10 protein-coding genes and 2 pseudogenes are annotated in these 14316 nt (G+C 43.0%); 4 read left to right on the top strand and 8 right to left on the bottom strand.

The features are described 5' to 3' along the window. Positions 1-10: 10 nt before the first annotated feature. Entirely contained in the window at positions 11-1945 is a 1935-nt protein-coding gene (gene dhaR / locus HGG78_RS13380; protein ID WP_172533191.1) for a dihydroxyacetone kinase operon transcriptional regulator DhaR, read from the bottom strand. A 647-nt stretch (positions 1946-2592) separates the two neighbouring features. Between dhaR and HGG78_RS13375 the strand changes: the two genes are divergently transcribed. Further along, positions 2593-4170 carry a BCCT family transporter gene (locus tag HGG78_RS13375; RefSeq protein WP_172533190.1) on the top strand — a complete coding sequence of 526 codons (1578 nt, stop codon included), beginning with the start codon at positions 2593-2595 and terminating at the stop codon, positions 4168-4170. Between the two features lie 18 nt (positions 4171-4188). Here the strand turns inward: HGG78_RS13375 and HGG78_RS18965 are convergent. Further along, positions 4189-4334 (bottom strand): annotated as a pseudogene (locus tag HGG78_RS18965) (tyrosine-type recombinase/integrase); the annotation flags it as partial. A gap of 7 nt (positions 4335-4341) precedes the next feature. Here HGG78_RS18965 and HGG78_RS18960 point away from each other — a divergent pair. Next, positions 4342-4541, top strand: a pseudogene (locus HGG78_RS18960) (ISAs1 family transposase); the annotation flags it as partial. Between the two features lie 163 nt (positions 4542-4704). On the opposite strand, the gene HGG78_RS13370 reads toward HGG78_RS18960, so the two are convergent. The 3 genes from HGG78_RS13370 to fabR all read right to left on the bottom strand — a co-directional run bounded on the left by HGG78_RS13370 (position 4705) and on the right by fabR (position 6729). After that, entirely contained in the window at positions 4705-5271 is a 567-nt protein-coding gene (locus HGG78_RS13370) for a YSC84-related protein (RefSeq protein ID WP_168523726.1), read from the bottom strand. Between the two features lie 439 nt (positions 5272-5710). Beyond that, positions 5711-6088: a YijD family membrane protein gene (locus HGG78_RS13365; RefSeq protein WP_172533189.1), complete on the bottom strand. Its 378-nt coding sequence runs from the start codon at positions 6086-6088 to the stop codon at positions 5711-5713. Further along, positions 6088-6729, bottom strand: a complete 642-nt coding sequence (gene fabR, locus HGG78_RS13360; protein WP_053311443.1) for an HTH-type transcriptional repressor FabR — start codon at positions 6727-6729, stop codon at positions 6088-6090. The genes HGG78_RS13365 and fabR overlap by 1 nt, the downstream gene beginning before the upstream one ends. 283 nt (positions 6730-7012) lie before the next feature. On the opposite strand from fabR, the gene sthA reads away from it, so the two are divergent. Then, on the top strand, positions 7013-8413 hold the full coding sequence (gene sthA, locus HGG78_RS13355; RefSeq protein WP_053311442.1) for a Si-specific NAD(P)(+) transhydrogenase: 1401 nt from the start codon (positions 7013-7015) through the stop codon (positions 8411-8413). Positions 8414-8535: 122 nt separating this feature from the next. Here sthA and dinF read toward each other — a convergent pair whose 3' ends face one another. The 3 genes from dinF to lexA all read right to left on the bottom strand — a co-directional run bounded on the left by dinF (position 8536) and on the right by lexA (position 11501). After that, the gene (gene dinF, locus HGG78_RS13350; protein ID WP_171980622.1) at positions 8536-9879 is read right to left on the bottom strand and encodes an MATE family efflux transporter DinF; all 1344 of its coding nucleotides are present in this window, start codon (positions 9877-9879) and stop codon (positions 8536-8538) included. Positions 9880-9968: 89 nt separating this feature from the next. Further along, on the bottom strand, positions 9969-10784 hold the full coding sequence (locus tag HGG78_RS13345; protein WP_172533188.1) for a class I SAM-dependent methyltransferase: 816 nt from the start codon (positions 10782-10784) through the stop codon (positions 9969-9971). Between the two features lie 99 nt (positions 10785-10883). After that, positions 10884-11501 carry a transcriptional repressor LexA gene (lexA, locus tag HGG78_RS13340; RefSeq protein ID WP_053311439.1) on the bottom strand — a complete coding sequence of 206 codons (618 nt, stop codon included), beginning with the start codon at positions 11499-11501 and terminating at the stop codon, positions 10884-10886. A gap of 327 nt (positions 11502-11828) precedes the next feature. Between lexA and plsB the strand changes: the two genes are divergently transcribed. Beyond that, complete coding sequence (plsB, locus tag HGG78_RS13335; protein WP_053311438.1) at positions 11829-14255, top strand: glycerol-3-phosphate 1-O-acyltransferase PlsB; 2427 nt, start codon at positions 11829-11831, stop codon at positions 14253-14255. The last annotated feature ends 61 nt before the right edge of the window (positions 14256-14316 follow it).

Raw genomic sequence — 14316 nt, 5'->3', positions numbered from 1 at the left:
GATCCATTAATTACTCAACGCTATGATCCTCATTCATCATGTGGGCAAGTTGGTATTTCTTTATTTTACGCCAAAGCGTGGTTCGTCCGATGTTGAGTGCGGTGGCCATATCTTGCATACAGCCATCAAATTCTTTCCACGCATCCATGATAGCGCGCTTTTCAATTTCCTCTAACGACAAGGTTTTCACCACACGATGTTCACCTCTGTCGTCCATAAACGACTTGATGGATTCTGGGATATCATCCAGCTTAATTGTATCTTGCGTTCGGTTTATCAACAGGCGATTCACGGCATTTTTCAACTGAGAAACATTGCCACTCCAAGCATAATTGACGAGCAACTCAATCGCCTGTTCATCAATACGTACCGCCACCTGATGTTGACTAGAAAATAAACCAACAAACTTATCAATTAACGCCAGAATATCGTCTTTTCGCTCACGAAGGGGCGGAATGTGTAGCTCATTGGAAGACAAAGCATAGTAGAGTTGACGCGAAAATTGCCCTTGCTCAACACACTCTCTGAGATCTTTCGACGAACTGACGATCAGTTGAAGATTGACTTTTATTGCTTGATAACTGTCACTTCTGGTCGTGGCACCTGAATCAATCAGTTTGAGCAACATAAGCTGCGACTTCATGTTCAATGCTTCAATCTGGCTGATATGAAGTGTACCGTTGTTGGCCAATTCAAACTTTGACTGCTGCTCATCTATACCAAACAACTCCTCAACTAACTGCGTTTTTTCAAATGAACCGCAATTAAAACTGACATAGTGTCCACCACAATAATGGCTCTCATTGTGCATTACCAAAGCGAGCTGCTCTTTTCCAACCCCTTCATCTCCGGTAATCAATATCGGTTCTCGAGAGTTCATCAGACGACGAGCCACTGAGATTAGGTGCTGCATTTGCGGTGAGGTATAGCTCAAGCTATCGAAAGAATATCGTATGTCGCTGACTACCGCTGGGCGGTAAGTCTGCTCAACCAACTCAACAGGGTGGATAAAGAGTAGATTGGTTCCATCGGAGGAATACTGATAAGTAACAACGGCCTCGACAAACTGGTCGTCAATTTCAAATGTAGTTTGGTGACGACGTACGCTCTCTTCTTGCTCAATGTTGCGCGTCACATGAGGTGCGAATCGAATAGCTCGGAAAATATTTCTCCCTAGTAATGTATTTCCATCCACATTGAGCAAAGTGCCAACTTGAGGACTAACATAAGATATGATCTGCTCACTATCCCAGGTGATGACCCCGTCTTCCATATAATCCAATGCAGCATTGTGAGCAGACAAAAGGCTATTCATGATCTTTTGTTCACTCAGGATATGGAGGTACAAGCTAATCTCTTTGGCACATGAAGACGTTACCACGATGTTTTCACGACAGAAAGCATCTACGTATCTAACCATCGCCACTGTACCCAATAATTTCCCATAGACATCGACGATTGGTGAAGCAACGGTTAATACATCGTGTAGCTCACGCTTAAAATGCTCAAAGCCGATCACCTCACTTGGCATATAAGTTTCAATGCAAAGGCTGACAGCATTAGTCCCGATCTTATCTTCAGTCAGGAAACTGCCCTCTTTTATTCCCAATTCCTTCATTTTTAAAGCCAGTTCATCGTGGCCAAGAGCACACATCACACAACCATTATCATCTGTGACGAACAAAAAAAGCTTTTCGCCTTCCAAAACATCATAGCTGTCTTCTAAAACACGTATTGAGCTGTTGATAATAGCTTCAGAACGTCGCTTCATTGAGGTGAAAGTGAAGCCAGACGCAATATGAGGTCTAGTCCATTCATAGGCGTTCATCAGCCTGACACAACGCTGCCATGACTGAAAAACGAGGGAGTTAGAAAATTCGGGAGAAACCCATTGATGTTTTTGAAAGAACTCCCAACGACTCTTGCTATCTTCTAAAGAGTACACGGATAAACTTAATATGCAGATTCATGGGCAGGAAATTATCAATTACTCCACTCCATGTTACTGACCGAAATCACAATAATACCTTTTTGACCTCACAGAACGGAAGTACTCTTTCAATTCGTGAGGTGACTCACACACCAATGGTTCACTTTGAAACAATGAAAGCTCAATCAATGTTCCAATTAGAAACAAACCATAAGCAAATTATCCACACATTGTGACATCAGCATAGTTTTGTAGGTATAGCAGTGACTAACTCAGCCCTTTTCCAAGCTTGCTCAAAGTTCAGCAACGCGCTTAGTAGCAACATTAAGCCATACCATCTGATGGTGGTAAGGTGATAAATGTCAATAAAGCTCGTCCTCGGACTGCTTTCCTTTGAGCATATGACTAGATATGCCGAAATGGAGTTATAGGTAAGTAAGTGCCCCCACAGTGAGCATAGGCTAACTATGCAATTGAGGTGAATGAGCGTAGCCAACACCTCTGCTACTTCAAGTGAAAGGAGATAAAGAACATTAATCTTGTGGTTGTATTTTAAAAACAGAATGACCATTAAAATCAATAGATTGAATTAAAAACAAAAACAGCATTGATTTTATATCTATTTAACAAACCCTACGTTATCTATATAAGCCTGATTAAATATGAACAGTAATTTACGGTATAAAGTTTTCATACCACCATTTTTATTATTAATTATCGCTGTAATCTCCAGTTCTTTAAACCTAACAGGGTTTTTAGCTGTCACAACGATCATTAATGACTGGATACTCAATACCTTTGACTGGTTGTTTTCAGCTGGTGCATTTTTCATGGTTGTGACTTGTGCTGTAGTGTTTTTCTCACCACTTGGGAAAGTGACTATTGGTGGTAAAGAGACAAAACCGCTGCTCACTAAGTGGCGTTGGGGCTCTATCACGATTTGCACAACCACGGCTGCTGGCATGCTATTTTGGGCAACAGCAGAGCCATTATTTCACCTTTATTCACCGCCAGTATCTTTAGGTATCACACCAAGTTCAAAAGAAGCTGCGGAATTTGCGCTATCTACAATGTACATGCATTGGACTTTTACGCCATTTGCCATCTACGCAGTACCAGCTCTTTCATTCGCATTGGCATTCTACAACCTCAGTCATCGTTTCTCGATCAGTGCATCACTGCAACCAGTTCTTGGTCGCCATTTGTCACAAAATATAGGTGGTGTAGTAGATTCGATCTCTATGTTTGCACTTGTAGCTGGCATGGCATCATCACTGGGAACGGGAGCACTCGTCCTATCCAGTGGAGTGTCCAATTTGATGGGAATAGATAACGGGCCAATGCTCTTGGGTCTAGTAATTGCTCTTATTGTTATCTCATTCGTGGCTTCATCGGTATCTGGGTTACAAAAAGGTATTGCTAGGCTCTCAGCATTAAATACCGCAATTTTTGTGCTCATCGCTTTAGTTGCCTTTATATTTGGACCTACCCAAACGATCATCGCCAACGGTGTGAATGCTTTTGCAAATTACGCGTCTGAATTTGTCGCTCGCAGTTTTTCTTTCCATCTATCAGAAGGAGATGATTGGGCAAAAAGTTGGACTGTATTTTATTGGGCTAACTGGCTAGCATGGGCACCGATTGTGGCACTCTTTTTGGGCAAGATAGCTCGTGGTCATTCAGTAAGAGCGTTTATTGTTGTCAATATGATCATTCCTGCATGTTTCTCATTAATTTGGATGACCATCTTTTCCGGCATGATATTGGAGCTTGATTTAAACCAGAATGGTTTGTTCTACGCAATATTAAATGAAAGTGGTGAAGGTGCTGTGGTATTTGGCTTGCTAGAGCAGTTACCTGCTTCAAACCTATTGATCGGCCTGTTTATTTGTATTGCCTTCCTAGCATATGTCACAGCAGCAGACTCCAATACCGAAGCAATTTCATGTCTCTGTATTGACACACACGAAACAGAAGAAAAATTTAACACACAGAAGTCAAAGTTTAAAATATTATGGGGAAGTATGATTGCAGTCATCGCTTGGTTCATGACAGCATTTTCTGGTATTGACGGCATAAAGATGATGTCTAATCTTGGAGGGCTTCCTGCGCTATTTGTCGTGATTACGATGAATGCAGCCCTTTTAGTATGGATCTATCAAAGCTATACGGAGCTACAACCATCAACCCGGCATATTCCCCCCTCCCCCAAAAAAAAACGAGATTTTGATCATAAATGAAATGGATTCAAAATGATCTAATTTAAAGGCTAACGCATGGTTGATAACTTGATTGATGATTTTGTGACATGCACCAATAGCACCCGCTTTTCTCTTTCCACTAAATCAATCTTGGCATCAAACACTTTATTGAGTTTATGAATTATCAATTCTTCTAGTTTGAAACGGTTTGATATGACGTTCAGAGAAGATAAATCACGTATTCGTAGAAGCACAGGAGCTTTAGCTTTCAACGTGTTGAGGAAAATCGTTCTGAGTCTTTTCAAGCAAAATAAAACCCAAAGCATCAACATGGTGAGAAAAAGAATATAGCAGCTATTGATAGTAAGTGCCGCTCAATCCTTTGGGAGGCTGGCATTAAAATGCTCTGACCATATCACAATTGTGGATATCTGCTAGACCTAGCTTGATTTGCGAAAGGCCAAAACACCCTCAGTTGCGCTGCTTGGCAAAAAATAAGTGGGGAAGTCATTGTAGATAATAGCGAAAGAGATAGGGTAATGGTCGTTCGACCATTGCCCAATTAGATAGTGATCACTTAGCTTTGAAGCTGTACTTTTGACCCGCAATTGATGCTTCATACATCAAGCCACCTTTACCCATGGTGACAACTGCCATGCCGTTGTTGTAAGTGATGCCTGCTTGGTTGGAGTTTTCTGATGAAGAACCTGCGTTAGCGGAAGAGCCTGAAGTTCCGGCTTGGGCTTGTGCACTGGCAGTGATGGCGATAGCAGAAGCACCCGCAGAAAATTCAAAGTTACCGCTGGTAAAATTGTCAAGTGCCGCCTGATTTTCAAAAAAGATGATTTGACTATACGCTTGACCACCGAGCTGTAAACCGATTGAAAGCTGTGACATCTTCGTCTCACCAATAGATTGACCATTTACAAACACCCGCCCCTTGCCATGCGCTCCACCGATCCCAATACCGCCTTTACCTATGGTTGGAAAAACCGCATAAGCACGAGCAGTAGAAAACATCTGCGCAGTTTCTGGGGCAGACTTGAAATTAGCGACGGTATCGCTGTAGTCATCAGCCAACGCTTGAGTGGAAGTTAAGGTTGCGAAAATCGCCATAATAGAGAATAGTTTACGGAACATAGTATTGACCCTCGAAAAAGAGATAGAAAAAGCGGACTGCCAATAAGAAATGTTAGTTTTTATCATTGGTTAGTAAGTTTAAATAGCCCTGCTCTTACTACAAATAATACTGCTATCTTAACCCGAGATAGACTGTTCAGCTACTGGTTAATTGCCGACCCAAACCCGCCAGATATGTGTGACTGACTGAGGATACCAGCACGACGAATGTTATTTGCATTGCACTCGAATAGTAGCATCGCAACTATCGATGCCAACGCTATCCATCAGTCCTCCTAACCAAACAAAGAGCACTAGCATAATGACAGAAATGAGCATCACCACCCATGGTAAGGAACACATCAAGATCCTTACCAATTCGTAACAACGGTCAACACTGCGACTCGGCTATTGCTCTTTAGTGTTGCGTTATTGATTTCTATCGCAACATTTTAAAACACTATTCAACTCGTGGCTTACCAACGAAACCTAATTTTTTCCCAACCCACAACAGCAGTAATAACGACACTAAAATAGCGAAGAAATTTGAGCCAGCATCCGGATACTGGGCTTTAATAAATGCAGAGTGGCCAAATGCGCCGACAAAGAAACACGCTAGCCCCACCAAAGGAATGTCTTCAGCAACAGGGTTTCGCAAGTATTCTTGATAAAGTGCCTGTACGGAAAGCACTAAGGCAATCACAGGGAAAATGGAAAAGGAAACGCCACTCATTGTTATCCAAGACAACAAAGCGTCACCACAAATACCAGCAACGACAGCCAGTACTAGTGTCTTTCTTTCTGATCCACGGTTGGTCATGCTGTTTTCATTCGACATTACTCTATCCCGCCTTTTAGTCGATTACGTTCACGTTCTTTGCGATACCAATACGCCCCTTTGGCTAGCATTCGCAACTGCATGATCAAACGTTCAGCGAGTTCATCTCGCTCACGTCGATCTAAATCTAATGCTTCAGCACCAGAGCTAAACACCAAAGTAACCGATGATTCAGCTTGAGTAAATGCCTCTTCTCGGCTCATGCCTGTCGTCATTAAATACTCGGTTAATTCGGCAGAAAAGTGCTGTATTTCTCGTGCCACCGCGGCACGAAATTCAAAAGAGGTTCCCGAACGCTCACGCAGTAATAAGCGAAAAACGTTAGGGCTGCTTTCGATAAATTCCATGAAGGTTTCTACCGAAGTACGGATAACACTGCCTTCTTTGACAATGCGTTGACGAGCTTGGCGCATTAATTGGCGTAATAACAATCCACCTTCGTCAACCATGGTTAAGCCTAACTCATCCATGTCTTTAAAATGTCGATAAAAAGAGGTTGGCGCAATACCCGCTTCACGTGCGACTTCTCGTAGACTTAAGTTCGAAAAACTACGATCAGCGCTAAGCTGACTGAATGCCGCATCAATTAATGAACGACGTGTCTTTTCTTTCTGTAATGCGCGGATTCCCATTGATTTCATATGAGTCGGTTCTCTTTTAATCTCTGAAGCATACTATAGCGTGATTAAGAGTGTTGTCTAAGCCACAAAACTGACCTCTTTGAAGGAAGTGACAAATTACACGGCAACATGAACAATTTTCAACCACTTCCAAAGAAATAAGCGAAAGTCACACCATAAAATAACGTTTTTATATAATCCGCGTGATCCTCTCCACTCTCTCACTGCAACATCATTTACCACACTCCAAGATCAGTTAAAATCTCGCTACAGCAATGTTAAATAAATACAACAAGGAATAGATATGGCTAACATGAACCACTTTGATGTCATTGTCATTGGCAGCGGCCCTGGCGGTGAAGGGGCTGCAATGGGATTAACCAAAGCCGGGTTGAATGTCGCCATTATCGAAAAAGAGAGCAGTGTCGGTGGAGGCTGTACGCATTGGGGGACAATCCCATCCAAAGCTTTACGCCACGCGGTGAGTCGTATTATTGAATTTAACAGCAATCCCCTATTTTGTGCCAATAACACCAGTTTACACGCCACTTTTTCTGACATTTTAGGTCACGCAAAAACCGTTATTGATAAACAAACTCGCTTACGCCAAGGCTTCTATGATCGCAATGAATGTACCTTGATTTTCGGCACAGCAAAATTCACGGGGAGTAATACCGTTTCAGTCACGCAAAGCGATGGCACTATCGAGCACTATACGGCAGATAAATTTGTCATCGCCACCGGTTCGCGCCCTTATCGACCTGCGGATGTTGATTTCAACCATGAACGCGTTTACGACAGCGATTCTATCCTTTCTCTTAAACATGACCCTCGCCACATCATCATTTACGGTGCTGGTGTTATCGGTTGTGAATACGCTTCGATTTTCCGTGGATTAGGTGTCAAAACCGACCTAATTAACACCCGTGATCGCCTATTGTCGTTTCTGGATAACGAAACCTCCGATGCTTTGTCATACCACTTTTGGAACAGTGGTGTTGTGATTCGTAATGATGAAACGTATGAAAAAGTAGAAGGCACTGAAGACGGAGTCATTATTCACCTTCAGTCTGGCAAAAAAATGAAAGCCGATTGTCTGCTTTACGCTAATGGACGTACTGGTAATACCGATAAATTAAACTTGGCCGCCGTCGGTTTAAGTGCCGATTCACGGGGCCAGCTTGCCATTAATAGCAATTACCAAACAACGGTTGAACATGTTTATGCGGTGGGTGATGTGATTGGCTACCCAAGCTTAGCAAGTGCTGCGTATGATCAAGGGCGCTTTGTTGCTCAAGCGATTACTCAAGGGCAAGCGCAAGGGCATCTCATTGATGATATTCCTACCGGGATTTACACCATTCCAGAAATTAGCTCTGTTGGGAAAACAGAACAAGAGCTAACCGCGGCCAAAATTCCATATGAAGTAGGCCGATCTTCTTTTAAACACCTAGCTCGCGCGCAGATCGCAGGAAAAGACATCGGAAGTTTGAAAATTCTATTCCACCGCGAAACCAAAGAAATTTTAGGTATTCACTGCTTTGGTGAGCGTGCCGCTGAGATCATCCACATCGGCCAAGCCATTATGGAGCAAAAAGGCGAAGCGAATACTATCGAATATTTCGTTAATACTACCTTCAACTACCCAACTATGGCTGAAGCCTATCGTGTGGCGGCGTTGAATGGGCTTAACCGCCTATTCTGAATTAGCGGTGTGTGGAATGTAATTAGCATGGATGAAACGTAGTAAGTATCAATGTGCAGCAATGCACATTGATATATGCAACTAAAAGAGCTTAAGCGATTGATGAGATGATCTTGCTGCGGCTAGTGCAAAAATTCACCACGTCGCCATTGAGAAAGCAATACAATACCAAGTCCAATACCTCGCATGGCCATGAAGCTAAGCATCGCAAGCCATAGAGCATGGTTATCTAAAAATGAGAATGTGTAGAACACTCCAAAGAAACAACACATAGCAACAAACATACTATTGCGCATCTCTTTACCTTTGGTTGCACCAATAAAAATACCGTCTAGCAAGAAACACCACATCGCCGTTAATGGCATCGCCACCAGCCATGGTAAATAGCGCTGAGCTTCTAACTGCACACTGTTAATATCAGTGATCAAAGTGATCAATTGCGATCCCGCAACGGCAAAAGCGATAGTTAATAGCAAGCAAATGATCGCACTCCAAAAGAAGCTCCCGATGATAGCCCCTTTGAGTTGTTGCTCGCTCTTCGCGCCAATAGCTTTACCAACCATGGCTTCCATCGCGTAGGCGAAACCATCCATGCCGTAAGAAATCATCATCAAAAAGCTCATTAATACTGCGTTTGCTGCGACGGTTTGATCACCAAAAGCAGCCCCTTGAAAGGTCATAAAGCTAAACGCTGCTTGCAGGCAAAGTGAACGCAGGAAGATATCTCGATTCAATTTTACAAAACGCGCGATACCATGAGTTGCAGTCGACAATAATGTAAAAGGTGAAGGCAGTTTTTGAGCAACCCAGTAGCGCCAGACACAAAATAGCCCAAAGCTCATACCGGCATAATCGGCAATTACAGATGCCAACGCCGCCCCTTCAACTTTCCAATCGAAGCCGATGACAAAGACAATATCAAGTACGATATTAGTTAGGTTGGTAATAATCACCATCCACATCGGGGCTTTGGCATTTTGCGTACCGAGCAACCAACCTAACAACACAAAATTGGCTAAGGCCGCAGGTGCGCTCCACGCACGGATCAAAAAATATTGTAAACCGTAATGCTTAACTTCATCACTGGCGCTACTGAATGAAAAAATGGCCTCACCCAACACGCGGTGTAATAACAAAAATAGCAAAGCAAAGACCAATGCCATCAGTAAGCCTTGAATGAAAACTAACGCCAGTTGCTTTGAACTTTGTGCACCATACGCTTGAGCTGTTAAGCCAGTGGTCGACATACGCAGAAAACCCAGCAACCAAAACGCCACACTGATCATGGTACTGCCAAGCGCCACGCCCCCTAAATACCAAGCGTGTTCAAGATGGCCAATAACAGCGGCATCCACCAAACCTAAGAGCGGAATAGTAATGTTGGAAAGCACCATCGGAATGGCGAGCAATAATACCTGCTGGTGCACAGCACGATTAGACAAAGTCTGGAGAATAGATTGCGACACGTTGACCTCTCTCAATAGAAAGCAAAGTGTAACTGAGCCGTAAAGTGGCGGCTAGATCTTACTCAGGAAGGAGAGCCGTATTACTCAATTTACCAATGGATATGAACCAAAACAGGGGTCAAACGTTGTTTTGAGACAATCACTTTGCTCAACCAACGTTGCCACCATTTCCAACGGCCACAATGACTGTCTAATGGAGAATATGTTTTGACTGATTCAGCCCAGGGTAAACAATTAAATATTGCCTCACTCGGTATACGAAAACCGTGCTGATAGTGGCCTGAACCCATACTTTGCCCCAGAGCTGAGGCTGTTTTATCGCCAGCTAACATCAAACAAGCACTCGCATGAGAAAAATACAAACCTAATGCACGAATGAAACGTGTTAGCTGATGTGCATTACAATCTAATAACGCATGTTCGCATACAATCAGTACTGGTGCAGAATCCGTAATGGTTAACGTATCTAACCATTGCAAATCATCAACACTACCGCACACATGTTGGTAACGTTCACTATGATGAAACAGTTTTTGTCGCCACAATAAATTTTCGGTTATATCCAGCTCAATCCACTGACAACGTCCATTGTCGACCCGATAAAAACGCGTATCTAACCCCGCCCCAACATTAATGATGACCCCATCGGGGTGACGCTCAATAAACGCTCGAACCTGCTGGTCACATAATTGGGTTAACGTAGCGTGCAGTAACTGTTTTTGGTCAATATTACCGGATAAGCACTCAGGTGCTAACTGGCAGCGCTGACAAGCCGTTGCAGCAATGGGATCATAAACCAAACCATTATCAACCAAGCTTTCACGGCTACGAAACCATAATGGCTGAACTAAATTGGTAGGTATCTGGTAACGTTTTAAAGCCGAAGATTTAGGTGGCATCATCATCTTCCTTGAATATCAGCAAAGAAGATGATAATGAATATCAATTGCAAAATCAATTTATTGAGAATTAATCTCAATACATCCAATACGATTAAGGTTGGGTTACATCCAGTCGGTGTTACGAATGATTCCAACTGCAATGCCTTCAATCGTTAATTGTTGCGCATTTAAATCAACTTCAATCGGTGAAAACTCTTGGTTTTCGGCATGCAGTAAAACCGTTGAACCTTTACGCTCAAGTCGTTTCACCGTGACATCATCTTCTACGCGCGCGACTACCACCTGACCATTACGCACATCTTGCGTTTTATGTACTGCGAGCAAGTCACCATCCATAATGCCGATGTCTTTCATGCTTTCGCCATGAACACGCAATAAAAAGTCAGCTTGCGGTCGAAACATACTAGGGTCAACTTGATAATGAGCTTCAACGTGCTCTTCGGCCAAAATCGGCTCACCAGCAGCGACTCGACCAATTAAAGGTAAACCAGTTTCTTCATTAGCCGCTTCAAGCAGAATGCGGATACCGCGTGATGCACCGGGAATAATTTCAATGGCTTGCTTACGAGCCAATGCTTTTAGATGTTCTTCTGCTGCATTGGCAGAACGAAAACCAAGCTCTCGTGCAATTTCGGCACGGGTTGGTGGCATTCCTGTCTCATCAATTTTACTACGGATAAGATCAAATACTTGTTGTTGGCGTGGCGTTAACGGCTTCATGAGTCACCTGTCTGTTTATACAGTTAACTGTGAGTATATCCAGTAATATGATAAATGGAAGAGTAAGTGTTTATTTTTTAGCTATTTGTAGAAATTGGGCAAGTTGTTGACTCCGTGTTTTTCCGTTCTGCTCATCCCACATCGAGCGAAATGATGTTTTACTAATCAATAAAAATTAAAAGGTTTGACCAGTTTCTGGTATTCTTGCCGTTCAAAAATAGTTAGCTGCTTAGGCGTATATCAATTTTTCTTGTTTCTTATTGTTTTTACTTGGGAAATTGAAATGCGTTTAGGTTTATTGAAATATTCTTGAGGCTATGAACCTTTATGTCTTCTGGACAATCATTCTCACGTTCATTACTAAAACTGCCATTATCAGTTTTGGTCAAAGGCACGGCGATTCCTTCAAATCCAATTGAAGATCACGGCATCGATGTTAATAAGCCCATTGTATACGCCTTACCTTTTCGCTCTAGTGTTGATTTACTTACACTTCAAACTCACGCGAAACAGCTCGGACTGCCTGATCCTTTACAACCACTTGAGTTAAACGGCAAAAGCTTTCAACGTTATGTCTTTATTTCTGCACGTCCAACATTAGTACAGAATGATCAACACATCCCAAGTGACTCGATTACGCTCTTTTCTGAACTGCTTGAAATGCATCAATTTGATACAGAATTAGATGTGCAAGTGATCCCTGCGACAGTACTTTGGGGACGCAAGCCTGGTAAGGAAGGTCAAGAAAAACCTTACCTACAAGCCATGAATGGGTTACAAAAAGCGCAAGCCGTCATCTTAGCCGGGCGCGACTGTATGGTGCGTTTCAGCCCAGTAGTTTCTATACGTTATATGGCAGATGCCCACGGTACCGATGCCTCCATTGCGCACAAATTGGCGCGAGTGGCTCGCATTCACTTTTCTCGTCAAAAACTGGCCGCTTCTGGTCCAAACTTACCGAATCGCCAGGCATTATTTAACCGCTTGATAAAATCACAAGCGATTGAAAAAGCGATTGAAGATCAAGCCAAAGCACAAAATATCTCTATCGAAAAAGCGCGTAAAGAAGCGCATGACATTATGGATGAGATTGCGGCTGATTTTTCTTACTCACTGGTAAAAAAAGGCGACCGTATTTTAGGCTGGTTGTGGAACCGCATTTATCAAGGCTTAAACATTAACAATGCTGCTACTGTTCGCCGCCTTGCACAAGATGGACACGAAATCGTATACGTTCCTTGTCACCGTAGTCATATGGATTATCTACTACTTTCTTATGTTCTATACCATGAAGGCATGGTGCCTCCGCATATTGCAGCCGGTATTAACCTCAATTTCTTTCCTGCAGGCCCTATTTTCCGCCGTGGCGGGGCATTCTTTATTCGCCGTAGCTTTAAAGGCAATAAACTCTACTCAACTATTTTCCGCGAATATTTGGCAGAGTTATTTGCTAAAGGCTACTCGGTAGAATATTTCAGCGAAGGTGGTCGCTCGCGTACTGGGCGCTTATTACCGGCGAAAACTGGCATGCTTGCTATGACAATTCAAGCAATGTTGCGAGGCCTTAACCGACCAGTCACACTGGTGCCAGTATACATTGGCTATGAACATGTTATGGAAGTCAGTACGTATGCCAAAGAGTTACGAGGTAAACGTAAAGAAAAAGAGAACGCGGGGCTTGTTCTACGTACCATTCGCAAGCTGCGCAATTTCGGACAAGGTTATGTCAACTTTGGCGAGCCAATTCAACTCAACCAATACTTGAACGAGCAAGCGCCAGAATGGACGCAAGATATTGACCCAATGGGCTCGACGAAACCGCAATGGATGAACCCAGTAGTCAATCAACTTGCGACTAAAATGATGACACACATTAATGATGCGGCCGCTGCGAATGCACTAACGCTCTGTGCGACCGCTCTGCTCGCTTCACGTCAAAGTGCTCTCTCACGTGATAACTTAATCAAGCAGATCGACTGCTATTTATCACTACTCAATAATGTGCGCTATTCAGAAACCTGTACCGTACCTAAAGCGAGTGCAGAAGAGTTGGTCAAACATGCTGAGTCGCTCGATAAGTTTGTGATTGAAACGGACACTATGGGTGAAATCATTTCGCTTGATCGTAATCAGTCGATTTTGATGACCTACTATCGCAATAACATCATTCATCTGTTTGCAATCCCATCAATGATTGCACAAATGCTGATTCGCCAACAAAGTTTGTCATTGGATCAAATCAAAGCCAATGTGGCACTGGTTTATCCATTCTTAAAACAAGAGCTGTTCTTAAGTTACACACAAGATCAACTAGCCGATGTGGTCAGCGATTATATTGATGAGCTCCAACGCCAACAATTAGTCAGTGTAAACGATGACGGTATGGTCACCATCAACCAAGCAAAAACTCAAGTTTTGATGCTGCTAGGCCGTACCATTTCAGAAACACTGCAACGCTACGCGATTTCATTGAACCTGTTGGTTGCAAACCCAGACTTAGGCAAATCAGATTTAGAGCAGAAAAGCCAAGAAATTGCTCAGCGTCTTGGTCGCTTACACGGCATCAACGCACCAGAGTTCTTCGATAAAGGGGTTTTCTCTGCAATGTTTGTCACGCTAAAAGAACAAGGTTATTTAGAGCTTGATGGCAACTGTAACCGAGAACCGACCACACAGCTTGCACGCTTACTCTATTCGATGCTCTATCCTGAAATTCGCTTAACCATTCAAGAAAGCGTCTGCCAAGTCGACTAACGGCAAGAAACCACAAAGGCATCATGATGATGCCTTTGTTTTACCTACCCCGTGGAAGTCA

The organism is Vibrio aestuarianus (genome assembly GCF_012395185.1).
GTDB classification, from domain to species: Bacteria; Pseudomonadota; Gammaproteobacteria; order Enterobacterales; family Vibrionaceae; genus Vibrio; species Vibrio aestuarianus.
This window is presented reverse-complemented; position numbering and strand designations above follow the sequence as displayed.

Bases quoted from the DNA above. Each gene is read 5' to 3' on its own strand.
- HGG78_RS13365 (WP_172533189.1), bottom strand. From the start codon at position 6,088: ATGTCGAATGAAAACAGCATGACCAACCGTGGATCAGAAAGAAAGACA.
- fabR (WP_053311443.1), bottom strand. From the start codon at position 6,729: ATGAAATCAATGGGAATCCGCGCATTACAGAAAGAAAAGACACGTCGT.
- HGG78_RS13375 (WP_172533190.1), top strand. From the start codon at position 2,593: ATGAACAGTAATTTACGGTATAAAGTTTTCATACCACCATTTTTATTA.
- plsB (WP_053311438.1), top strand. From the start codon at position 11,829: ATGTCTTCTGGACAATCATTCTCACGTTCATTACTAAAACTGCCATTA.
- lexA (WP_053311439.1), bottom strand. From the start codon at position 11,501: ATGAAGCCGTTAACGCCACGCCAACAACAAGTATTTGATCTTATCCGT.
- sthA (WP_053311442.1), top strand. From the start codon at position 7,013: ATGGCTAACATGAACCACTTTGATGTCATTGTCATTGGCAGCGGCCCT.
- HGG78_RS13345 (WP_172533188.1), bottom strand. From the start codon at position 10,784: ATGATGATGCCACCTAAATCTTCGGCTTTAAAACGTTACCAGATACCT.
- HGG78_RS13370 (WP_168523726.1), bottom strand. From the start codon at position 5,271: ATGTTCCGTAAACTATTCTCTATTATGGCGATTTTCGCAACCTTAACT.